The sequence below is a fragment of the Streptomyces kryoterrae genome (genome assembly GCF_054072135.1).
The window spans coordinates 4,060,590-4,081,840 of the sequence record NZ_CM133358.1; the positions used below are offsets into that span (position 1 = coordinate 4,060,590).

Here is a 21,251-nt window from a genome sequence, read left to right on the forward strand (position 1 = left end):
CGTCTCCGTTGCGTTCTCACGTGTTCCCCTTCGTCTTCGTCGTGTTGGTCGTCGCAGCGCCCGCGCCTGTGTCGAAGCCGGTGGCCGCGCCCTCGCCCGCGCCCTCGCCCGCGCCCGCTCCCGGGCCGGCGTCGGGGGTGAACCACGGCAGGGTGGTGGAAGCGGTCGTCGGCCGGGGCTCCTCGCGGCCCTCCCGCGCGCCCACCCTCGGCATACGCAGCGTCAGTTCGGGCATCCGCAGCGCTCTGCCATGACGCGGCGACGGCCGCCCGCCGCCCGCTCCGCGGGGCCGTACCCGGTCCACCACGGCCATGCCGACGCGGAACAGCGCCGCCGGTACGACAACACCGGCCAGGACCCAGAACAGGGTCACGCCCCACGGCCGGCCCACGCCCCACGGCTGCTCCGCGAGCGTCTTGCCGTCGTACCTCAGCGAGACCGTGTAGTCACCGTGCGCCCCGCTCACCAGCCCGACCGGCACCTCGACGCGTGCCTTCCCGCCCGGCCGGATCGTGCCGCGCCACTGCTGCTCCTCCCACTGCGGGGCGAACACCCCGTGGGAGGTGCCGACCTGGAAGACCGGGTCCTTGACCGCCGCCGTACCGAGGTTGCCGACGGTGACCACCAGGGTCCGGGTGGGCGGCGCCCCGAACCAGGTCAGCAGCCCGCTCGAACCGTCGAGCAGCGGGTCCGTGAGGACCGAGAGACGGCCCGTGCCGGTCTGCGCGGGCAGCGGTTCGACCGGGTGCCCCGCCACCTGGAACACCGCGTCGGCCGCCGCCTGCGACCCTCCCGTCACCGTCGCCACATGCACCACGCACGGACACGGCACCGGCGGTTCGACCACCGGCAGGCTCTTGCTGAAGCCGCCCAGGGTGTCCGTGGTGACGGCTCTCGCGTCCGCGTTGGCACAGGAGTTGGTGCCGCCGAGCACTCCCCGGCCCGGCGTGGACCGGCCGCAGATCAGCATCATCAGCAGCGTCCTCGGCTGCCAGCCCGTCCCTGTCACCACGATCGAGTCACCGGTCCCCGCCTGGGACCTGGAGACCTTGACGGTCGGCCCGGCGGCGGCCGCCGCGGTGGTCACGGGCGCCATCAGGAGAGCGATCGCCAGCACCGCCACCAGTGCGGTAATCCGCCGCATCACGTCATCGCCCCCGTCAGCTCATCCGACTTCGCCACCAACTCCGGGCGTCCGCCCGGCCGTTCATCGCGCCTACGGCGCCCCATCCGTCGTACGACCACGAGGGCGCCGCCCGCCGACAGCACCCCCGCGCCCCCCACCACCCCGCCCCACGGCACGAACCGCGCCGACGCGCCCGCCTCGTCGCGCACCGTCCCGCCCGCCGCCGTGACCGTCAGGCGTACGTCGACCGCGTCGAACTCCGGCCGCCCCGACCAGGGTTCGGTGAGGGCGACACGCCGGCCCGGGGACAGGCGTACGGGCAGCGTGCGCGGGGCCCGGTCGAGGACGGGGCCGAGGACACCGTCCGCGTGGACGGCGAGCGTCGGGGTCAGGTCGGTGGTGCCGCGGTTGACCAGCTCGTACGCGATGCGGTCACCGCTCACCCGCACGTGCTCGACGGTCAGCGCGGGCAACCGGGGTCCCCTGACCCGTAGTCGGACCCGCACCGTCGCACTCCGGCCCGAGGCCCGGACGGTGATCGTGGCGGTGCGGTCACCGGGAGGCGTGCCCTCGGGGATGCGCGCCGTGAAGGGCACGTCGGCGCGGGTCCGGGCGGGGACGCCGACCTCGGGCGCGGCCAGGGTGAGCCAACTGCCGCCGGTCAGCCGCACGTTCAGGATCCGCGCCGTCGGGTTGCGGACGGACAGCGTGTCCTGGAGAACCGTTCCCGGGGTGCCCTCGGCGTAGAAGTACGGCCGGCCGGTGCCCAGGGGCGTCACGGACCAGCCCTCGTCGGCCACGGCCGGCGTCCCCGCGGACAGCAGCGCGACGAGTCCGAGGAGGCGCAGGTGACGGAGGTGGCTGAGGCTGGGGCAGAGGACACGCATCGGCGGCTCCCGGAAGTCGTACGGGTCTCGTACGGTCCTCAGCGGCGTGCCGTCGGCTGCCGTCGTACCGTCGTCCCGGTCTGGTTCCTGCGCGTCAGCCACAGCGTGCCCGCCGCGCCCGCGAGCAGCACCGTCCCGCCGAGCGTGCCCAGCGCGACGAAGGAGTCCTCGGGGCCGGTCTGCGGGAGGTCGGCGCCGGTGTCGCCGCTGCCGCCGGTGCTGCTCGTGCCGCCGGTGGTACCGCCGCCCGAGGCCCCCGTGACGTCGAGCGTCAGGGACGGCTTGGGGCTGTTGGTGGGCGTGCACGTGGTCGTCGTACCGGCGGCCTTGATCGTCAGGATGCCGGCCGTGAAGGTGACCTTGCCGTTCTTCGACGGCTTGTACGTACCGCTCAGGTCGTTGATCTTTATGGGGGTGTTGGCGGGGAGCGCGGCCTCGTTCGCGGGCCCGGTGACGTTCAGGGTGCCGCTGTCCGCGCCGCCCAGCTTGATCGTGGCGCTCGGGCTCATCGCACCCTTGCCCAGTTCCACCGGGCTGGACGAGACACCCTTCTGCCAGGACATCGTGACCTTGTAGGAGCCGCCGCTCCCGACCGCCTTGATGTCGATGGACGAGAGGGCGCTCTTGATGCCGATCGGCGTGTCGCACCGGTAGTTGACGTCCACGACCTCGGCCCGGGCGGCGGGGGCGGCCAGCAGTACCGCCGATCCGGCCAGGGCCGCGGCGGACGCGAGCGCGGCGCTTCGTTTCGGGTGCGTTCGGCGGCATGTCCGGTGGTACGACATCGTCGTCCCCCATTCCTGGCGGTCATTCCTGGCGGCCCTGGTGGCGTTTCTGACGGCACATCAGATCGCGGATCGGCCGTCAAGGTACGCCGGAGGACCAGCACTTGGAAGACACAGCACACACCGGATCGCCGGGATTTCGGCCTGATTCGAGTGGTGCTCACGCGCCGGAAGGGCGGGAACTACGCCGGAGCGCCCAGCTCCGCCCACACCTTCTTGCCCGCGATGCCGGGGGTCCGTACGACTCCCCAGTCCAGGCACAGGCGTTGCACGATGAACATTCCGTGGCCACCGGGGCGCCCGGCCCGGTGCGGGGTGCGCGGAGCCGGCTGGCCCGCGCCACTGTCCGAGATCTCCACCCGGATCACCTTGTTGTCACAGGTGATCCACATCTCGTCCGGGCCCTCGGCGTGCAGGCAGGCGTTGGTGACGAGCTCGGAGACGACGAGCAGCACGTCCTCGGCGGCGGCCCGCCGGTCGGCGGTCTCGGCGGGCAGCCAGCCCCACGCGTACAACGCCTGGCGGGCGAAGTCGCGGGCGAGCGGAACGACACCGCTCTCGCCCGCGAGACTCAGGCTGCGGGTCTGACGGCCCACGGAAGCGCCGCTTGACTCGGCGGACTCCGAGGAGTCCGGCGAGGACTCCGGAGAGCCCGGCGAGTCGGGCCGGGTGGTGCTCATCAGCGCTTCACCTCACCGATTCACCAGTTCACGTACACGGACTTCATTCACCACAGTTCCCTACGCACGTCATTGTGTGCGCATTCAGGATGTCTCCTGCCCGGCGTAACGGACAGAACACCCCCCAAAAAGAGCGCGCTCGACAACCTGCCCGACCGACCGAGGAGACTCGGCCAAAAAAGGCTAGGAGGATTCAAGGGCCCCAGGAGACGCTGGAGGCTCATCGGCCAGGGCGTCGGCAAGCGACTCGTGGACGGTGAAAACGGCGTCCGCGCCCGTAATCTCGAACACCCGTGCGACAACCGGCTGCATCGCGGCGAGATGCACGCCGCCACCCGCCTCCTCTGCCTTCAGGCGGGCGCCGAGCAGCACGTTGAGGCCGGTGGAGTCACAGAACTCCAGCCCCGCGCAGTCGACGACCAGCCGCGAGATGCCCTTCGCGAGGCAGTCCTCAAGTGGTTCACGCAACAGGTCGGCGGTGTGGTGATCCAACTCACCCGTCGGCGTCACGACGGCGCTGGAGCCTTCGTGGCGCACCTCCACCAGAAGCCGGCCAGACTGTGCGCTGCCGACCGTCTCGCGGTCCATGCCGTCTCTCTCCCGAGCTCGTGTCTGCATTACCGGCGCTCTCGCGCCCAACTGACGTCCACGAACACTACGCCTTCCTCACACTCTCCGACACCTGAACTAATACCCATATATGGACATACAGGAATACAATGCACTTGCGGTGGGCTCGGGAAAGCGGGTAGGGCTAGTAGTGAGCCAGTTCCCGTAGTGAGCCGGCCGAGACAAACACCCGACACGGCCGGCATTGGAGGCGCCGCACACCGCACCGCACACACCGGCTTCGGCAGCCTTGTGCCGAGAACCATGGAGGACACCATGTCACCCCGGCTCGACGCATCGCATACCCACGTGGCGACGTCGACACCCCCTCCGGAACACACGGACTCCCAACAGTTGGACCAGCACCTCCCGGGTGCACACGTTCCGGACGCCCTGGACGGGCTCCCCGAGATCCCGCCGTTCGACAAGGTGGGGGCGGTCGACGCCCGCGCCCTGTCCAAGACCCTCTTCGCGCGACTGGAGTCCCTCGAAGAAGGCACCCACGACTACTCGTACGTCCGGAACACCCTCGTCGAGCTCAACCTCGCGCTGGTCAAGTTCGCAGCCTCCCGCTTCCGTTCGCGCAGCGAACCCATGGAGGACATCATCCAGGTCGGCACGATCGGCCTGATCAAGGCGATCGACCGCTTCGAGCTGAGCCGCGGCGTGGAGTTCCCGACGTTCGCCATGCCGACCATCGTCGGCGAGATCAAGCGCTTCTTCCGTGACACGTCGTGGGCCGTCCGCGTGCCGCGCCGGCTCCAGGAGCTCAGGCTGGACCTGGCACGCGCCGGCGACGAACTGGCCCAGCGGCTCGACCGCGCCCCCACCGTGGCCGAGCTGGCCGAACGCCTCGGCCTCTCGAAGGAGGAGGTCGTCGAGGGCATGGCGGCCTCGAACGCCTACACCGCCAGCTCACTCGACGCACAGGCCGACGAGGACGACTCCGAGGGCGCGCTCTCGGACCGCATCGGTTACGAGGACCACGGCATCGAGGGCATCGAGTACATCGAGTCCCTGAAGCCGCTGATCGCCGGACTCCCGCCCCGGGACCGGCAGATCCTCTCGCTGCGGTTCGTCGCCAACCTGACCCAGTCGGAGATCGGCGAGGAGCTGGGCATCTCCCAGATGCATGTGTCGCGGCTGCTGTCACGGACGTTGCAGCGACTGCGAAAGGGTCTGACCGTCGAGGAGTGACGGTCAGGGCCCGGCCGTCGGGGCCCCTGCTCCACCAGCGGATGGCGCAGGGCCTCCCCGTCACCTCCGGCCGTACCCAACCCGGCCAGGTCGCGCGGGGCTGTGTCCCCCCAGCGGCCTGAACGGTTTCCGGTTACCTACGGAAACCCCTCCCCTCTTTTCCCAAAGGCCCCCTGCGTCACCCGGACCGCCTTCAGACTGGCTGGTACGTCAGGACGGGGCGAGGCCGGGGGTGCGAGGAGGCGGACGGATGTCCCAGGACACCGACCACGGTGGGGTGGACGGGGTGTACGTCGGCACGTCCGACGCACACCTCACCGAGTTGCTGCGCACCAACTCCCCCACCGCGTACCTCGCGTTGCAGGAACTCCGGGCCCGCCACCGCGCGTCCGTCCTCGCCTACGCCCGGCTGTGCACGACGAGCGACTCCACGGCAGGGCAGTTGGCGGCCCAGGCGTTCACGGCGGCGGCCCGGGACACGGCACGCGGTACCGAGCCGAGCGTCCCGTGGCGCCACCAACTCCTGTTGCTGACAGCCGATCTGGCGGCCACCTGGGCGACGGACGAACGTGCTGCGGGTCTCGACCCGAGCCTGCTCCTCGTCCTGAACACCCTCGGCCCGACGCATACCGGGAGCGCGCGGAGCGCGGCGGGCGGCGTCGGACTGATCCCGCCCCCGCCCATGCTGGGCCCGTTCCAGTCGCTGCCGTCCCGCATTCAGGGCCTCATCTGGTACGGCATCGTGGAGCGCGAACCCGAGGACCGGACCGCCGCTCTCCTCGGGCTGACGCGCGAGGACGTGACGCACGAGACGGACTCGGCCCTCCAGGTCCTGGCACAGGCCTGTCTGCGGTTCCGGCTGGCCGTCTCCGACGATCCGCGCTGCCAGGACTTCCGCCGGCTGATCGAGGAGTCGGTCCGCCCCGTCAACCCGCGCCACAGCACGGACCTGAACTCCCACATGGTCATCTGCCCGCACTGCTCGGTGGCCTACGAGGAACTCTCCGCCCTGCGCGACAACCCGCGCACGGCGCTGGGGGAGGGCCTGCTGCCGTGGAGCGGCCTGTCGTACGCGAGGGACGCACCGACGGTCACCCGCGCCAACACCCCACAGCCGGAGGGAAGCTGGCCCTGGACTCCGGCCCGGCCGTCCCGCCGGCGGTTCGTGCTGGCCTCGGCGGTGCTGGGCGTGACGCTGGTCCCGCTGCTGATCGTGCTGCTCTCGCGGGGCGGCGGATCGCCCGATCCACAGGGCGCGGCGGGCACCCTCCCGGTCACCGCGGTACCGAGCGTCCCCGGGACGACGTTCCCCTCGTCACCGGCTGCCGCCGACTCCCCTTCCCCGCCGCCGACTTCACGACCGCCGACCACTCCGACCCCCTCTCCGACTCCGACTCCCGAGCCGACCCCTACACCGACGCCCACGCCCGCGTTCCGGGCGCCGGGTGCCTCGTTCGCCCAGGTGGTGAACGTCGCCTCGGGACGCTGCCTGGACATCCGGGGCGGTGTGCTGGAGAAGGGCACGGACGTCGTCACGGCGCCCTGCTCCGCGTCGGCCGCGACCCAACGCTGGCAGGTGGACGCCGGCTCGGCGCTGCTGCGCTCGTCCGCGGACAGCGACCTGTGCCTGGACAGCCGGGGTGATGTGGACAAGGGCGTGGGCATCTGGGAGTGCGCCTCGGCGGGCGACGACGAGAACGGCGACAACCTGCGCTTCACCGTGGACGACGACGGTGTGATCCGCCCGGCGATCGCCATCGCGACGGCACTCACCCCGGCCGGCGACGGCGGCCTGACCCTCGAACCACTGACGGGCGGGTCGGAGCAGCGGTGGCGGGCGGGCGCTAGCTGAAAAGTCCGTGTCCGCCAACCTCCCGCGCCGGAGGAGCGTTTCACTCGCCCGGACGAGACCGGACGAGGCGGGAGTGAAATGCCGCCGGGGACGCGTCGGCAACCCCGTGCGCGGCCGGTGCCGACCCGAAGGGTGAATCCCGTTCCCCACAAAGGGAGTTCACCGATGCGCAAGCACATCGCACGTCTGCTGGCCGTCCTCGCGGCACTGGCCGCGCTGATCGCCGCCCCCGGTCTGCCGGCTGCGTTCGCCGCTCCGGCCGTGACGGCGGCACAGGCGCGGGCCGCCGAGGACTGGAACCCGCCCGCGAACCTCGTACAGCCACTGAACGAGGTCTGGAACCACGTCTCGTCGACCTACCCGGACCTCTACGGCTTCCGCAACTACGGCTGGGACCAGGTCATGGCCAATCGGGGAAGCGTCAACTACTGCGTCCGCTGGGAGTCGGACGCACCCGTGAGCACCGCCCTGCGCGACCGGATCCACACCGCGCTGAAGAAGCAGTTCGGCAAGTGGATGGCGGCCATGGTCGACAACGGCAAGGGGCACAACGCCTGGCCGTACACCAGTGTGCCCGTCAACATCGTCGGCTGGGCGGTGAGGAACCGCTCGACCCTCCAGTGGACCGACAACTCCGTCGACGTCTACGCCGGAAACCTCGACGGCGGCGGCGCCCCGCAGTGCGCTCCCGACTGCGGCCGCTTCTTCCACCAGGACGGCAACTACTCCAGGTGCCCGGGCGGCGCGTCCCGCCACTACGACCAGTCGCTGTGGCTGACGAAGGGCTTCCAGGGCGGCGCCGGCGGCGACTGGGGCCAGCGGGTCGGCCAGGAGTACTTCACCAGCACGCTCGACCAGGAGAACATCCACATCTATCTGCACGAGGTCGGCCACACCTTCGGGCTCGATGACTTCTACGACTGGACCCCGACCGGCCAGTGCTGCTTCCTCATGAACGCGGGCAGCGCCACGCAGATCACGGACTTCGACAAGTGGATGTTCCGTGACTTCTGGCGCCACCTGAAGAACCGCTACGGCCTCTGATCCGACGATTCGGTTCAGAGGACCCGCACGCCCCGCTTCCACACCCCGCTGACCAGCGGAACGCCCGGCCGGTAGGCCAGGTGCACGTGGCTCGGGGCGTCCAGAAGGGTCAGGTCGGCGTACGCCCCGGGCGTGAGGCGGCCGATGTCGGTGCGGCGGAGGGCCCGCGCGCCCCCCGCCGTGGCCGACCAGACCGCCTCGTCCGGGGTCATGCCCATGTCCCGTACCGCCAGCGCGACACAGAAGGGCACGGAGGAGGTGAAGGACGACCCCGGGTTGCAGTCCGTGGAGAGCGCGACCGTGACGCCCGCGTCGAGGAGACGGCGGGCGTCCGGCCACTGGGCGCGGGTGGAGAACTCGGCGCCGGGCAGGAGGGTCGCGACCGTGTCGCCGTTCGCGAGGGCGTCCACGTCGGCGTCGGTGAGGTGGGTGCAGTGGTCGGCGCTGGCGGCGTCGAGTTCGACGGCGAGCTGCACCCCGGGGCCGTACGAGAGCTGGTTGGCGTGGACACGCGGATGCAGCCCCTTCGCCTTGCCGGCCGTGAGGATCGCGCGCGCCTGGTCGCCGTCGAAGGCGCCCTTCTCGCAGAAGACGTCGACCCAACGGGCGTACGGGGCACAGGCGTCGAGCATCTCGCCGGTGACCAGGGCGACATAGGCGGCCGGGTCGTCGGCGTAGTCCGGGGACACGATGTGGGCGCCGAGGTAGGTGACCTCGTCGGTGTGGGCGGCGGCGATGCGCAGGGCGCGGGCCTCGTCCTCGACGGTCAGGCCGTACCCCGACTTGGTCTCGAAGGTGGTCGTGCCCTGGTGGAGGGCCTCGCGGAGGTAACGGGTGAGGTTGGCCTCCAGGTCCGCGTCCGTGGCGGCGCGGGTGGCGGCGACGGTGGTGCGGATACCCCCGGCCGTGTAGCCGCGCCCCGACATGCGGGCGTTGAACTCCTGGGTCCGGTCGCCCGCGAAGACGAGGTGGGAGTGGGAGTCGACAAAGCCCGGGAGGACGGCCCTGCCACCTGCGTCGACCCGATTGTCAGTGGCGGGTGCTTTGCTTGATTCACCGGTCCAGACGACGCGGTCGCCCTCTATGACGACGGCCGCGTCCAGGACCAGTCCCAGGGGGGATTTGTCGCCGAGAGAGGGGTCGTTGGTGACCAGGCTGCCGATGTTCGTGATGACGGTCGTCGTGCCGGTGGTGGTGTCGGTCGTGCTGCCGATAGCGCTGTTCGTCCGGTTCGGGCTGCCCGGACTGCTCGGCGTGCTGGTGCTGTTCATCGCGTCCTCATGGGTGGCGGGCCTGCGGGCGGGGGGACGTACGGGGGTCAGCCGCGCAGGGCTTCGACAGCGGCCGCAAGCGCCCGCGGCACCTCGGGGACGAGGGTGTGCGCCCCGTCGCGCACAACGTGCCGGCCGCCCACGACCGTATGGCGCACATCCGCTGCCGACGCTGCGAATACCGCGGTCTCCGCTCCCAGCCGAGGCACCGGCCCCGCAGTTCTGACCGAGTCGAGCGCGATCGTCGTGAAGTCGGCGAGCGCGCCTGCTTCGAGGATGCCCGCGTCGTCCCAGCCGAGGGCCGCGTGGCCGTCGGCGGAGGCTGCCCGGAGCAGGGCTGCCGCCGTCCAGTGACCCCGGGTGCGGGTGCGCAGGCGCTCGTTCAGCTCCATGGCGCGCGCCTCTTCGAGCAGGTCGATGACGGCGTGGCTGTCGGAGCCGAGACTGAGCGGTGAGCCCGCGCGCTGGAGGGCCACGGCGGGGCCGATGCCGTCGGCGAGGTCGCGCTCGGTGGTGGGGCACATACAGGTACCGGTTCCGCCGCCGCCGAGAAGCGCGATGTCCTCGGCGGTGAGGTGGGTGTTGTGGACGCCGGTGGTGCGCGGCCCGAGAACGCCGTGGTCGGCGAGGAGCCGGGTGGGCGTGCACCCGTGTGCGGCCTGGCAGGCGTCGTTCTCCGCCGTCTGCTCGGACAGGTGGACGTGGAGCGGCGCCCGCCGTTCCTCGGCCCAGCGGGCCACGGTCGCCAACTGACCGGCGGGCACGGCCCGTACGGAGTGGATGGCGGCACCGATCCGCGCGTGATCCCGTTCCTTGAGAACTGAACAGCGTTCCGCCCAGGCGTCGGCCGTGCCGTCGGAGAAGCGGAGCTGGTGACGGTTCGGGGCCTGGCCGCTGTGCTTGTTCAGGATGCCTGCGGAGAGGTAGGCGGTGTCGAGGAGGGTGATGCGGATCCCGGCGTCGGCGGCGGCCTCGACGAGGGCCTCGCCCATCGCGTTCGGGTCGGCGTACGGGGTGCCGCCGGGGGCATGGTGGACGTAGTGGAACTCGCCCACCGCGGTGATGCCGGCGAGGGCCATCTCGGCGTACACGGCTCGGGCGAGGGCGTGGTAGCTGTCCGGGGTGAGCTTGTCGGCGAAGGAGTACATGACCTCGCGCCAGGTCCAGAAGGTGCCGGAGCCGACCTGGACGGTGCCGCGCAGGGCTCGGTGGAAGGCGTGGCTGTGGGTGTTGGCGAGCCCGGGAAGGGTGAGCCCGCGAAGGATCTCCGCGCCGGCCGGCGGGGCGTCGATCCCTGTCCGGACGGCGGCGATCCGGCCGTCCCTGACGTCCAGGGCGACGCCCGGCTCGACGTTGGTGTCGAGCCAGGCGTGCTCCAGCCAGTAGGTGCGCTGCGGTTGCGTCACGTGCGGGCCAGCCCTTCCAGTACGTCGGCGAGTGCGGTCACCCCGGCCACGCAGTCGTCCTCGGCGGCGTACTCCGCCGGGGAGTGCGAGACGCCCGTGGGGTTGCGCACGAACAGCATGGCGGTCGGGATGCTCCCGGAGAGGATCCCGGCGTCGTGTCCGGCACCCGTGCCGAGGACGGGGACGGAGAGTTCGGTCTCCTGCCCGAGCACACGCGCGAGTTCGTCGCGCAGGGCGTGGTCGAACTCGACGACGGGGGTGAACGACTCCCGGACGACGTCGAGCTCGACGCCGTGCGCCTCGGCGTACTCACGGGCCGCTTTCTCGACGCCGGAGACGACGGTGTCGAGGGCGTGCTGGTCGGCGGCGCGGGAGTCGAGCCAGCCGCGTACAAGGGAGGGGATGGCGTTGACGCCGTTGGGCTCGACGCTGATCTTCCCGAAGGTGGCGACGGCACCGGCGAGCTGCGCCTCGCGCCGGGCGGCGAGAACCGTCTCGGCGTACGACAGCATGGGGTCGCGCCGGTCGACGAGGCGTGTCGTACCGGCGTGGTTGGCCTCGCCGCGGAAATCGAACCGCCACCGCCCGTGCGGCCAGATGGCGCTGGCGATGCCGACACGGTCGCCGCTCAGGTCGAGGGCCCGGCCCTGCTCGACGTGCAGCTCGACGAAGGCGCCGATGCGGGCGAGCCGCTCGGGGTCCGGCCCGATGGCGTCCGGGTCGTACCCGGCGGCCTCCATGGCCCGCGGCAGGGTGACCCCGTCCCCGTCGGTCAGCAGCCGGGCCTGCTCGACGGTGACGGCCCCGGCGGTGAGCCGTGATCCGACACAGGCGAGCCCGAACCGGGCACCTTCCTCGTCCCCGAAGTTGACGATGGCGAGGGGCTTGCCGAACCGCGCACCCCGGCCCCGGAGTTCATCGAGAGCGGCAAAGGAGGAGACGACACCGAGGGGCCCGTCGAAGGCCCCGCCATCGGGCACGGAGTCAAGATGCGACCCCGTGACAACCGCGTCCCCGGCGGCGGGATCCCCGAGCCAGGCCCACTGGTTCCCGTTCCGGTCGACCTCGTAGGACAGCCCTCGGCTCTCGGCCTGCTCCCTGAACCAGGCCCGGCATTCGAGGTCGATGCCTGTCCAGGCGTAACGGCGATAGCCGCGTGAGTCGGGGTGCCGTCCGATGGGGGCGAGCTCGCGCCACATCTCCTGGAACGAGGCGCCGCCGACAGGCGAACCGGCAGGCGGCAACGAATCACCCGCCCCCACCGAAGAGTCGCCGTCCCGCCCGCCGGAAAGACGCCTCACGCGTCGTCCCCCTCGCGCATGGGCACCCGCACACCCCGCTCGTCCGCGACCGACTCCGCGATGTCGTACCCGGCGTCCACGTGCCGGATCACACCCATCCCGGGGTCGTTGGTGAGCACCCGGCGGATCTTCTCGCCCGCCAGCTTCGTGCCGTCGGCCACCGACACCTGGCCGGCGTGGATGGACCGTCCCATGCCGACACCGCCGCCGTGGTGGATGGAGACCCACGACGCCCCGGACGCCACGTTCACCATCGCGTTCAGCAGCGGCCAGTCGGCGATCGCGTCGGAGCCGTCGAGCATCGCCTCGGTCTCCCGGTAGGGAGACGCGACGGATCCGCTGTCCAGGTGGTCGCGGCCGATCACCAGCGGCGCGGCCAGCTCACCGCTCGCCACCATGTCGTTGAAGCGCTCGCCCGCCTTGTCCCGCTCGCCGTAGCCGAGCCAGCAGATCCGGGCCGGCAGCCCCTGGAAGTGGACCCGCTCCCCGGCCATCTTGATCCAGCGGTGCAGGGACTCGTTCTCGGGGAACAGCTCCAGCATCGCCTTGTCCGTCTTCGCGATGTCGGACGCCTCGCCCGACAGGGCCGCCCAGCGGAAGGGGCCCTTGCCCTCGCAGAAGAGGGGGCGGATATACGCGGGCACGAAGCCGGGGAAGGCGAACGCCCGCTCGTATCCGGCCAGTTGGGCCTCGCCGCGGATCGAGTTGCCGTAGTCGAAGACCTCGGCGCCGGCGTCCATGAAGCCGACCATCGCCTCCACGTGCCGTGCCATCGACTCGCGCGCCCGGGTGGTGAAGCCGGCCGGGTCCTTCGCCGCGTAGGTCGCGAGGTCGTCGAAGTCGACGCCGACCGGCAGGTAGGACAGCGGGTCGTGGGCCGAGGTCTGGTCGGTGACGATGTCGATGGGGGCGCTCTCGGCGAGCATGCGCGGGAGCAGCTCGGCCGCGTTGCCCAGCAGGCCGATGGAGAGCGGGCGGCGGGCGTCACGTGCCTCCACCGCGAGCTGGAGGGCGTGCTCCAGGGAGTCGGCCCTCACGTCGAGGTACCGGTGCTCGATGCGGCGCTCGATGGCGCGCGGGTCGACGTCGATACAGATCGCGACGCCGTCGTTCATCGTCACGGCGAGCGGCTGGGCGCCGCCCATTCCGCCGAGGCCGGCGGTGAGGGTGATCGTCCCGGCGAGGGTGCCGCCGAACTTCTTGGCGGCGACGGCGGCGAAGGTCTCGTAGGTGCCCTGGAGGATGCCCTGGGTGCCGATGTAGATCCACGAGCCGGCCGTCATCTGCCCGTACATGGTCAGGCCGAGGGCCTCCAGGCGGCGGAACTCCTCCCAGTTGGCCCAGTCGCCGACCAGGTTGGAGTTGGCGATCAGGACACGCGGGGCCCACTCGTGGGTCTGCATGACACCGACCGGGCGGCCCGACTGGACGAGCATCGTCTCGTCCTGCTTCAGGGTCCGCAGGGTGCGGACCATGGCGTCGAAGGAGCGCCAGTCACGGGCGGCCTTGCCGGTGCCGCCGTAGACGACGAGCTTGTCGGGGTGTTCGGCGACCTCGGGGTCCAGGTTGTTCTGCAGCATCCGCAGGGCAGCCTCCTGCTGCCATCCCAGGGCACTCAGTTCCGTACCGCGCGGGGCTCGTACGGGGCGGGGTCCTGACATGGTCTGCCTCCCAGCGGACTGACAGTGGACTATTGCAGTGGATATTCACATCCTGACCTTCTGAATAGAACTAGTCAATACCTTCTCGCACCGGCATGCGCGCGCCGAGGATGTTTGGCTTGACCCGTCGGCACGGACGTCGACACGGACATCAGCACAGAACGACACCACGGGGGACGCACATGGAAAGCAACGGTTCCGATCGCACGGGCCGCCGGGACGAAGCCGTACGCGCCGCCGTGGAGCAGGGACTGCTCCGCACCGACGCTCCCATCGTCGGACTTCTCGACGTCATCGGCATCCGCGAGTCCGCCGCCGAGCTGCGGGCCGCCTTCGACGCGGTCGTGGCGCCCGGCACGCCCGTCCTGCACGCCTTCGCGGTGAAGGCGACGCCGCTGGTGCCCGTCCTGCGGCTGCTGCGCGAGGAGGGGATCGGCGCCGAGGTGGCGAGTCCGGGGGAGCTGGCACTGGCGCGGGCGGCGGGGGTGCCGCCGAACCGGACGGTGCTCGACTCTCCCGCCAAGACGCCCGCCGAGCTGCGCGAGGCGCTGGCGCTGGGCATCGCCGTGAACGCCGACAACCCGCAGGAGCTGGACCGGATCGACGCGCTGATGCGGTCCGCGTCCAGCCGGTCCCCGATCGGGATCCGGGTGAATCCGCAGATCGGCGGAGGGTCGATCGGGGCCACGTCCACCGCCACCGCGACCTCGAAGTTCGGGGTCGCACTGCTGGACGAAGGGGCGCGCGAGTGGATCGTGGGGGCGTACGCCGAGCGCCCGTGGCTGACCAGGCTGCACGCGCACACCGGGTCCCAGGGCATCCCGCTGTCCCTGATGGTGCGGGGCGCGGCGGAGACCTACGCGCTCGCCGAGGAGATCAACCGGCGGGTCGGGCGGCGGCAGATCGACACCATCGACATCGGCGGCGGGCTGCCGGTCAACTTCACGTCGGACGCGACGAGTCCGACGTACACGCAGTACGCGCGACTGCTGAGCGACGCGGTGCCGGGGCTGTTCGGGGGCCGGTACGGGCTGGTGACCGAGTTCGGGCGGTCGCTGCTGGCCAAGCACGGCACGGTGGTGGCGCGGGTCGAGTACGCGAAGAGCGCCGGCGGGCGACCGGTCGCGGTCACGCACGCGGGCGTGCAGGTCGCGACGCGGACGGTGTACGCACCGGCGTCGTGGCCGCTCAGGATCGCCGCGTACGACGGGAAGGGGCTCCCCAAGTCCGGGGCTGACGTGGTGCAGGACGTGGCCGGACCCGCCTGCTTCTCGGGCGATCTGCTCGCCGAGGGGCGGGCGCTGCCGCTGCTCGAACAGGGTGACTACGCGGCGGCGCTGGACACGGGCGCGTACTACTTCGCGCACCACTACGCGTACAACTCCCTTGCCCGGCCCGGGATCTACGGCTTCGTGCCGAACGGGAGCGGGGGCGGACGAGCCGACGATGTCACCTTCGCGGTCGTGCGGAAGCCGCAGACCGTCGCGGAGATCGTGGCCGAATCCGGTGGGGCGCACGCCTCGGCGCTCACCACCCTCGCTCCCACCACCTCCCCCTCCGCACGCCCTTGACGGACTCCGGGGAACATGCAGGTCAACTGCCCTGAAAACGGGGTCAGTCGACCTACCTTAGTCATCCGCCGCATGTTCCACCGGAAAATGCCAGATCTCTCACTCCTCGCGCACACGTTGCGTAGCGTCTGCGTCACTCAGCCGAACGCCGGTTGGCCGAACATCCGTCGGCCGAACACCAGGCGGCCGAGGACCAGCCGGACAGACGCGAGCGGGACAGGTGGGAGGGGCCAAGGGTGCCCGGAATCGACGAGTGCTTACTGGAAGCCATGCGGCTGCCCGGTGCCCGGGGTGCCGCGCTGGTGGACTGGACCAGCGGGCTGGCACTGGGCACCGTCGGGGAGTCCCCGGGCGGTGACCCGGAGACGATGGCGGCCGAGGCGGCGGAGCTGGCCCGGCTGGCCGCCGAGCACCGCGCGTTCGCCCCGGAGGACGACGACGAGTTCAACGGCGGCCGGGCGGGGCAGGACCCTCCGGTCGAGGACCTGATCATCAGCAACCGCGACAGCTATCACGTCCTGCGGTTCGTCACGACGAGCTTCGACAGCAGTGTGTTCCTGCACCTGTGGCTGGCCCGCGCGGACGGCAATCTCGCGCTGGCCCGTATCCGGCTCGGCGAGATGGCCGGACGGCTGGTGCTGGGATGACGGCTCTGCACACCAACCTGACGACCCCGCCGCCACGCCTGCCGGTGCGGGACAGGGCGGCGGCCCGGCAGCGGGCGTGGGGCGGGGTCTCACCGATGCTCGGCCGGCTCGCCACCGAGCGGGCCACCGGCGTCCTGGTCCGCGAGCACGGCTCGCTCTACCTCGCCGACGGCCAGGTCGTGCACGCCGAGAGCCCGGCCGTACCGGGCCTGGACGTGCTGCTCACCGCGCGCGGCACGCTGGACGCGGAGGGCTGGCGGGACGCGGTCGGCGCGGCCGGCGAGCTGCACCGGGTCGGGCGGTTCCTGGTCGAGAGCGGCCGGATCGGCGCGGGCGCCCTGGAGGTGTGCCACCTGGGAGCGGTGTACGACGCGGCGTACTTCGCCCTCGCGCCCAGCGGGACGCCGGGGCACTTCAAGTACGGGGACACGCACTGGCTCGGCCCGGTGCGCCCGGTGCCGGTGGCGGCCGTCGAGCACGAGACCCTGCGCCGACGCGCCCTGCTGCACCGCATCTGGCCCGACCCGGCCCCCGACAGCGCCCCGCTGCTCCTCTCCGGAAGCCCGGCCGCGCCGACGGTCACCACCCGCCAGCACGCCGTACTGGCCCTGGTGAACGGTGTCCGTACGGCGGCGGACATCGCCCTGGCGCTGGCCCGCCCGGCCTTCCACACCCTCGTGGACGTGCGGCGCCTGGCAGCCGCCGGCGTCATAGCCCCGGAGGCCGCGCCGACCCCGGCGCCGGCCCCCGTCGTCCCTCCACCACCGTCGGAGTCCTCGGCTCCCCCGGCTCCCCCCGGGACACTGCCGCCGTCGTTCGCCGACCCCAACATCACGCTGCTGAAGAGGCTCAGGGATGCGCTGGAGGCCCTTTGAAAAGCAGCGCCCGCGTGCCGAGAGGAGGCAACAACTCATGGCAGCCGAGGCCGAGGTCATGGACGAACTACGCCGGTTGCGGGCGCGCGTCCCGCAGCTCACCGGCGCACTCGCGGCCAGCGTCGACGGTCTCGTCCTCGTCCAGGACACCCCCGGTGTCGAACCGGAGACGGTCGCGGCACTCACCGCCACCGCGCTCAGCGTCGCCGTGCGCATGGCGGACGCGACCGGCCAGGGCGACTTCCGCGAGCTGCTGATCCGCGGGGTCTACGGCTATGTGGCGACGTACGCGGCGGGCCGTACCGCCGTCCTGACGCTGCTCGCCCAGGACCGCGTCAACGTCGGCCGGCTGCACCTGGAGGGCCGCCGGGCCGGCCTCCGGATCGGCGAGCTGGTGGACGCGGCGGCCGAGGCGGAGCAGGCATCCGCACCGGCGAAACCGGCCGCCGCACCCGAACCCACGCCCCCGGCCGCACCCGAACCCATGCCCACCCGAACCAGAACCCCGCGCGCGCCACGCACACCGACAACCACGCCCAACGCGCGCACCACCACGGAAAACTGAACCGGAAGCAGGAGAGGAACACCGTCATGGCCACCACAGAAACCGCGTTGAAAGAGGCGCTCACCTCCATCGAGGGCGCCACCGGAGTCGCACTCGTCGACTACACCAGCGGCATGGCCCTGGGCACGATGGGCGGCAGCAAGACGTTCGACCTGAACGTCGCCGCCGCCGGCAACACCGACGTCGTGCGCGCCAAGATGCGCACCATGGAGCACCTGGGCCTGAAGGGCGAGATCGAGGACATCCTGATCACGCTCTCCAGCCAGTACCACCTGATCCGCATGATGAAAGGGCGCGGCGGCAACGGCCTCTTCCTCTACCTCGTGCTCGACATCAACCGCTCCAACCTGGCGATGGCCCGCCACCAGCTGAAGCGGATCGAGGCGGAGATCGAGGTCTGAGCTCCTCCCGGCGCCCGCGGCGACGAGGAGGCTAGACCAGGACGCCGGCGCGGCGGCGCGCCCCGCCCGGGGTGGCGTCGCCGGCGGCGATTCCCGTGGCGCGGTAGGCCTTGACCGGCCTGCCCGCCGGGGCGCCGGAGCGCGGTCCGAGCCAGTCCACCCGTACCCACAGCAGTACGTCGTCGGCGCGCTCGCGGCGGCCCAGCCAGGCGGCCTTCAGCCGCAGCCCGGTGCCGGCCCCGGCGAGCAGCATCCCGCCCGCCGCGGGCACCGCGAGGGAGCTGCCCAGCGCGACGACGAAGGCGAGCAGCAGCCACCAGCGGTGGCCACGGCGCCAGTTGCGCACGGTCACCGCACGGTCCTGGAGCACGTCGTGCCGGCCGGCCCGGGCGGCACCGGCGGCGAGCGCGGTGTAACGCCCGCGCCGCAGATACGCCACGACACCGGCCGCGACGATGAACAGCGCGGCCCCCGCCATCACCCCGATCCGGCGGCCGGTGAGCCCCGGCACCAGTACGCCGATGCCCGCCGCGAACACCCCGAACCACCACATGGGCGCCGCTCCGGCCCGTACGACCACGGCGACCCGAGCGAGACCCTGCCCTCCGCGAACTCCGCGTGCCACGTCCGCCTCCCGGTTCGTTCATCCGGCACAGTCCTGTCGGAGCGGGAGAGTAACGAGCGAACGTGAGACGAGTCTGAGAACCCGGACAGAGACCGGAAGGAGCCCCGGCGGATTGCCCCGGCCGGTGTCTACTCGATGAACAGCCCCCGGCTCGCCGCCCGCGCGTCGAACTCCTCCAGGCGGGCCTGCGCGTCCGGCAGGTCGTCGCACATGGCCTCCAGCAGCACCCGGCCGAGCAGCATCGGCGCGCAGACGGTGTCGAAGGCGAGCCCGGTGCCGACGGCGGCCGGCAGCAGCAGGTCGGAGACCTTCGCGACCGGCGCGAACGCCGAGTCGGCGACGGTGACCACGGTCAGTCCCGCCGACCTGGCGTAGGCGAGGGTGTCGACGACCTCGCGCGGATGCCGGGGCAGCGCGAAGCACAGCAGGGTCGTGGCGCCCGCCCGTACGGCGGCGTCGATCCGGTCGTGGATCATCGTGCCGCCCTCGTTGAGGAGCCGTACGTCCGGGTGGACCTTGGCGGCGAAGTACGCGAAGCCGTACGCCTGGGAGGCGGCGGCGCGCAGCCCGAGGACGGGCAGGGGGCGGGACGCGGCGAGGAGTTGGCCCGCCCGCCGCACCGGGCGCGGGTCGGCGAGCACCTCGGCCAGGTGCTTCAGGTTCTCGATCTCGGCCTCGACGGCCTGCTGGTACTCGTTGTACGAGCCCGGCTGGGCGCTCTGTTCGGTGGGGGCGACCTCGCGCAGGTGCTTGCGCAGCGCCGGGTAGCCGTCGAAGCCGAGGGCGACGGCGAAGCGGGTGACGGACGGCTGGCTGACACCGGCCAGTTCGGCCAGCTCGACGCTGGAGAGGAAGGGCACCTCGGAGGCCCGGCGCACCATGCTGTGCGCGATGCGCCGCTGCGTCGGGGTGAGCCGGTGCCCCTCGAAGAGGGCCTGGAGCCGGACGGCGGGGCTGTCGGGCAGGTGACCGCTCGCGCCCACCTCCCCCTCGATACCCGCAGCCGTACTCGTACCCGTACCGGCGCCCCTGTTGTCGTCCGCACTCGGCGTGCTCATGCCGCGCTCCCCCTCCAGATCTCCGTGAACCGGTCCAGCAGTGCCGCCGCCGCTGTCACGTCGTCCGTGAGCGGCCGGTCGGCCGATTCGGCGTCGAGGACCGACTCGGCCAGCTCCAGCGCCCGTCCGGCCGGCAGTTCCGGGTCCGGTCGCAGGTCGCGCTGGCGCAGCGCCCGTACGGCGGCGACCAGTTCGCAGCCGACGACGAGACGGTACGCGTCGCAGGCGCGCAGTGTCTGGCGGGCGGCGAGCGAGGCGAAGCTGGCCTGTTCCTCGACGCCCCGGGAGAGTACAGCGTGCCCGAGGGAGGCGGGCGCGGAGAAGGCCCGCAGGTCACCGAGGGCGGCGCCGGCGGCGTACTCCAGGATCATCACGCCGGAGGCGGCGGGCTCGTGGTCGGCGAGGAAGGGGCGCAGACGGGTGAAGGCGGGCTCGTTGAGGGTGGAAAGGCGGGAGGTGGACAGCCGCGCCACCTGGGTGACAGCCAGTCTGAAGTGGTCGAGGGCGAGGGCCAGTTGGGCCTGGTAGAAGCCCCCGTGGTGGTAGGCGGTGAAGTCCTCGGGGGAGATGAGCGGGTTCTCGGCGGCGGCGTTGATCTCGATGGCGAGCACCCCCTCCAGGGCGTCCGCCGCGTCGTGCGCGGGCCCGTGGATCTGCGGCAGACACCGGAAGCCGTACGGGTCCTGGATGCGCCCGAGGGGAGGGGTGGGCCGGGCCGCGGAACCGATCAACTCCCGCATCCGGCGCGCAACTTCGACCGACCCCCGGTGGGGACGGGCGGCGTGCACGGGCGCGGCGTACGCCTCGTGGGAACCGTCGACGGCGTAGAGCGAGAGCGCGGCGACGACCTGCGTGGCGGCGATGAGCCCGCGCAGCTCGTGCAGGGCGAGCGCGGCCTGCCCGAGGGTGAGGGCGTTGCTGCTGATCAGGGCGAGGGCGTCGTTGTTGTCGAGGGCCTGGGGCTCGGGGGCTCCGGCGACGCTCCAGCCCCGCGAAGCGGATCCCCCCGCCGTCGTCTCCGGCCCGATCCACTCGTGCTCCCCGGCCAGCGCGAGGCCCATCTGCGCCAGCGCCGCGATGTCCCCGGTGCCCACCGATCCGAACTCGTTGATCACGGGATGGACCCCGTTCTCCAGCGCCTCGCACAGGGCGGTGACCACCCCGGGGCGCAGTCCGGCGCCCCCGGCGAGGAGCTGGTTGGCGCGGACGGCGAGCATCGCCCGCACCTGCCGGGCCGGCAGTTCCGCGCCGATGGCACCGGCGTGGCTGCGCAGCAGGCGCAGGCCGTGGTCGGCGGCGGCCTCGGTCGGGACGGCCTCGTTGCGGTTGGCGCCGACGCCGGTGGAGCGGCCGTACACACGGCCGGTCGCGGCGATGCGGCGGGCGACGTCCCAGACCTCCTCGACGCGCTTCATCGCGTCGGTGCCGGCGACGGGCCGCGCGGCCCCGTCTGCGAGGCGGACGACGTCCTCGACGCCGAGGCCGACACCGTCCAGGACGACGATGCCGGTGGACACCGGAGGTGGTGTCGGAGGTGGCACCGAAGACGACGTATCCACGATTCGAGACGACATAAGACGCGGACTCCTCTCAAACCGGAAGCAAACCGGGCACTCGATCTTGCTTGCTGGACGGCCGTTACCTCGGATTAACACCAGGGCATTGACAATCTATTCAGACACAGAGAACT

Annotated in this window: 20 protein-coding genes; 8 read left to right on the forward strand and 12 right to left on the reverse strand. The window is 71.9% G+C overall.

What is annotated here, in order from left to right; genetic code table 11:
* Positions 1–16: 16 nt before the first annotated feature.
* The 5 genes from ACW4TU_RS17235 to ACW4TU_RS17255 form a co-directional block, all read right to left on the reverse strand.
* Positions 17–1,144 carry a hypothetical protein gene (locus tag ACW4TU_RS17235; RefSeq protein ID WP_457428701.1) on the reverse strand — a complete coding sequence of 376 codons (1,128 nt, stop codon included), beginning with the start codon at positions 1,142–1,144 and terminating at the stop codon, positions 17–19.
* Positions 1,144–2,013, reverse strand: a complete 870-nt coding sequence (locus ACW4TU_RS17240; protein WP_457430171.1) for a COG1361 family protein — start codon at positions 2,011–2,013, stop codon at positions 1,144–1,146. The genes ACW4TU_RS17235 and ACW4TU_RS17240 overlap by 1 nt, the downstream gene beginning before the upstream one ends.
* Before the next feature lie 38 nt (positions 2,014–2,051).
* On the reverse strand, positions 2,052–2,798 hold the full coding sequence (locus ACW4TU_RS17245; protein WP_457428702.1) for an LPXTG cell wall anchor domain-containing protein: 747 nt from the start codon (positions 2,796–2,798) through the stop codon (positions 2,052–2,054).
* A 182-nt stretch (positions 2,799–2,980) separates the two neighbouring features.
* Positions 2,981–3,478 (reverse strand): ATP-binding protein, encoded by a 498-nt coding sequence (locus ACW4TU_RS17250; protein ID WP_457428703.1) that lies wholly within the window; start codon positions 3,476–3,478, stop codon positions 2,981–2,983.
* A gap of 183 nt (positions 3,479–3,661) precedes the next feature.
* Positions 3,662–4,066, reverse strand: a complete 405-nt coding sequence (locus ACW4TU_RS17255; protein WP_457428704.1) for an STAS domain-containing protein — start codon at positions 4,064–4,066, stop codon at positions 3,662–3,664.
* Between the two features lie 297 nt (positions 4,067–4,363).
* On the opposite strand from ACW4TU_RS17255, the gene ACW4TU_RS17260 reads away from it, so the two are divergent.
* The 3 genes from ACW4TU_RS17260 to ACW4TU_RS17270 all read left to right on the forward strand — a co-directional run bounded on the left by ACW4TU_RS17260 (position 4,364) and on the right by ACW4TU_RS17270 (position 8,180).
* A complete protein-coding gene (locus tag ACW4TU_RS17260; RefSeq protein WP_457428705.1) occupies positions 4,364–5,284 on the forward strand; it encodes an RNA polymerase sigma factor SigF in 921 nt (306 codons plus the stop codon).
* A gap of 250 nt (positions 5,285–5,534) precedes the next feature.
* Positions 5,535–7,136, forward strand: a complete 1,602-nt coding sequence (locus ACW4TU_RS17265; RefSeq protein WP_457428706.1) for a ricin-type beta-trefoil lectin domain protein — start codon at positions 5,535–5,537, stop codon at positions 7,134–7,136.
* A gap of 165 nt (positions 7,137–7,301) precedes the next feature.
* Positions 7,302–8,180, forward strand: a complete 879-nt coding sequence (locus ACW4TU_RS17270; protein WP_457428707.1) for a hypothetical protein — start codon at positions 7,302–7,304, stop codon at positions 8,178–8,180.
* A gap of 14 nt (positions 8,181–8,194) precedes the next feature.
* Here the strand turns inward: ACW4TU_RS17270 and hutI are convergent, their stop codons facing one another.
* The 4 genes from hutI to hutU form a co-directional block, all read right to left on the reverse strand.
* Entirely contained in the window at positions 8,195–9,451 is a 1,257-nt protein-coding gene (gene hutI / locus ACW4TU_RS17275; RefSeq protein WP_457428708.1) for an imidazolonepropionase, read from the reverse strand.
* A gap of 47 nt (positions 9,452–9,498) precedes the next feature.
* Positions 9,499–10,857, reverse strand: coding sequence for a formimidoylglutamate deiminase (locus tag ACW4TU_RS17280; RefSeq protein ID WP_457428709.1), 1,359 nt, complete (start codon positions 10,855–10,857; stop codon positions 9,499–9,501).
* Positions 10,854–12,056, reverse strand: coding sequence for an allantoate amidohydrolase (locus ACW4TU_RS17285; protein WP_457430172.1), 1,203 nt, complete (start codon positions 12,054–12,056; stop codon positions 10,854–10,856). The genes ACW4TU_RS17280 and ACW4TU_RS17285 overlap by 4 nt, the downstream gene beginning before the upstream one ends.
* A 98-nt stretch (positions 12,057–12,154) precedes the next feature.
* Positions 12,155–13,819: a urocanate hydratase gene (hutU, locus tag ACW4TU_RS17290; protein ID WP_457428710.1), complete on the reverse strand. Its 1,665-nt coding sequence runs from the start codon at positions 13,817–13,819 to the stop codon at positions 12,155–12,157.
* Positions 13,820–14,001: 182 nt separating this feature from the next.
* Between hutU and ACW4TU_RS17295 the strand changes: the two genes are divergently transcribed.
* The 5 genes from ACW4TU_RS17295 to ACW4TU_RS17315 all read left to right on the forward strand — a co-directional run bounded on the left by ACW4TU_RS17295 (position 14,002) and on the right by ACW4TU_RS17315 (position 17,878).
* On the forward strand, positions 14,002–15,390 hold the full coding sequence (locus tag ACW4TU_RS17295; RefSeq protein ID WP_457428711.1) for a type III PLP-dependent enzyme domain-containing protein: 1,389 nt from the start codon (positions 14,002–14,004) through the stop codon (positions 15,388–15,390).
* A gap of 236 nt (positions 15,391–15,626) precedes the next feature.
* Positions 15,627–16,037 carry a hypothetical protein gene (locus ACW4TU_RS17300; RefSeq protein WP_457428712.1) on the forward strand — a complete coding sequence of 137 codons (411 nt, stop codon included), beginning with the start codon at positions 15,627–15,629 and terminating at the stop codon, positions 16,035–16,037.
* Positions 16,034–16,912, forward strand: a complete 879-nt coding sequence (locus tag ACW4TU_RS17305; RefSeq protein WP_457428713.1) for a transcriptional regulator — start codon at positions 16,034–16,036, stop codon at positions 16,910–16,912. Before ACW4TU_RS17300 ends, ACW4TU_RS17305 begins: the two co-directional genes overlap by 4 nt.
* 37 nt (positions 16,913–16,949) lie before the next feature.
* Positions 16,950–17,477, forward strand: coding sequence for a roadblock/LC7 domain-containing protein (locus ACW4TU_RS17310; protein WP_457428714.1), 528 nt, complete (start codon positions 16,950–16,952; stop codon positions 17,475–17,477).
* 26 nt (positions 17,478–17,503) lie between these two features.
* Complete coding sequence (locus tag ACW4TU_RS17315; protein ID WP_164318636.1) at positions 17,504–17,878, forward strand: roadblock/LC7 domain-containing protein; 375 nt, start codon at positions 17,504–17,506, stop codon at positions 17,876–17,878.
* A 31-nt stretch (positions 17,879–17,909) separates the two neighbouring features.
* Here the strand turns inward: ACW4TU_RS17315 and ACW4TU_RS17320 are convergent, their stop codons facing one another.
* From ACW4TU_RS17320 to ACW4TU_RS17330, 3 genes are all read right to left on the reverse strand, one after another.
* Positions 17,910–18,503, reverse strand: a complete 594-nt coding sequence (locus ACW4TU_RS17320) for a hypothetical protein (protein WP_457428715.1) — start codon at positions 18,501–18,503, stop codon at positions 17,910–17,912.
* Between the two features lie 128 nt (positions 18,504–18,631).
* Positions 18,632–19,561 carry a MurR/RpiR family transcriptional regulator gene (locus ACW4TU_RS17325; RefSeq protein ID WP_457428716.1) on the reverse strand — a complete coding sequence of 310 codons (930 nt, stop codon included), beginning with the start codon at positions 19,559–19,561 and terminating at the stop codon, positions 18,632–18,634.
* On the reverse strand, positions 19,558–21,135 hold the full coding sequence (locus ACW4TU_RS17330; protein WP_457428717.1) for an aromatic amino acid ammonia-lyase: 1,578 nt from the start codon (positions 21,133–21,135) through the stop codon (positions 19,558–19,560). The genes ACW4TU_RS17325 and ACW4TU_RS17330 overlap by 4 nt, the downstream gene beginning before the upstream one ends.
* Between the last annotated feature and the right edge of the window lie 116 nt (positions 21,136–21,251).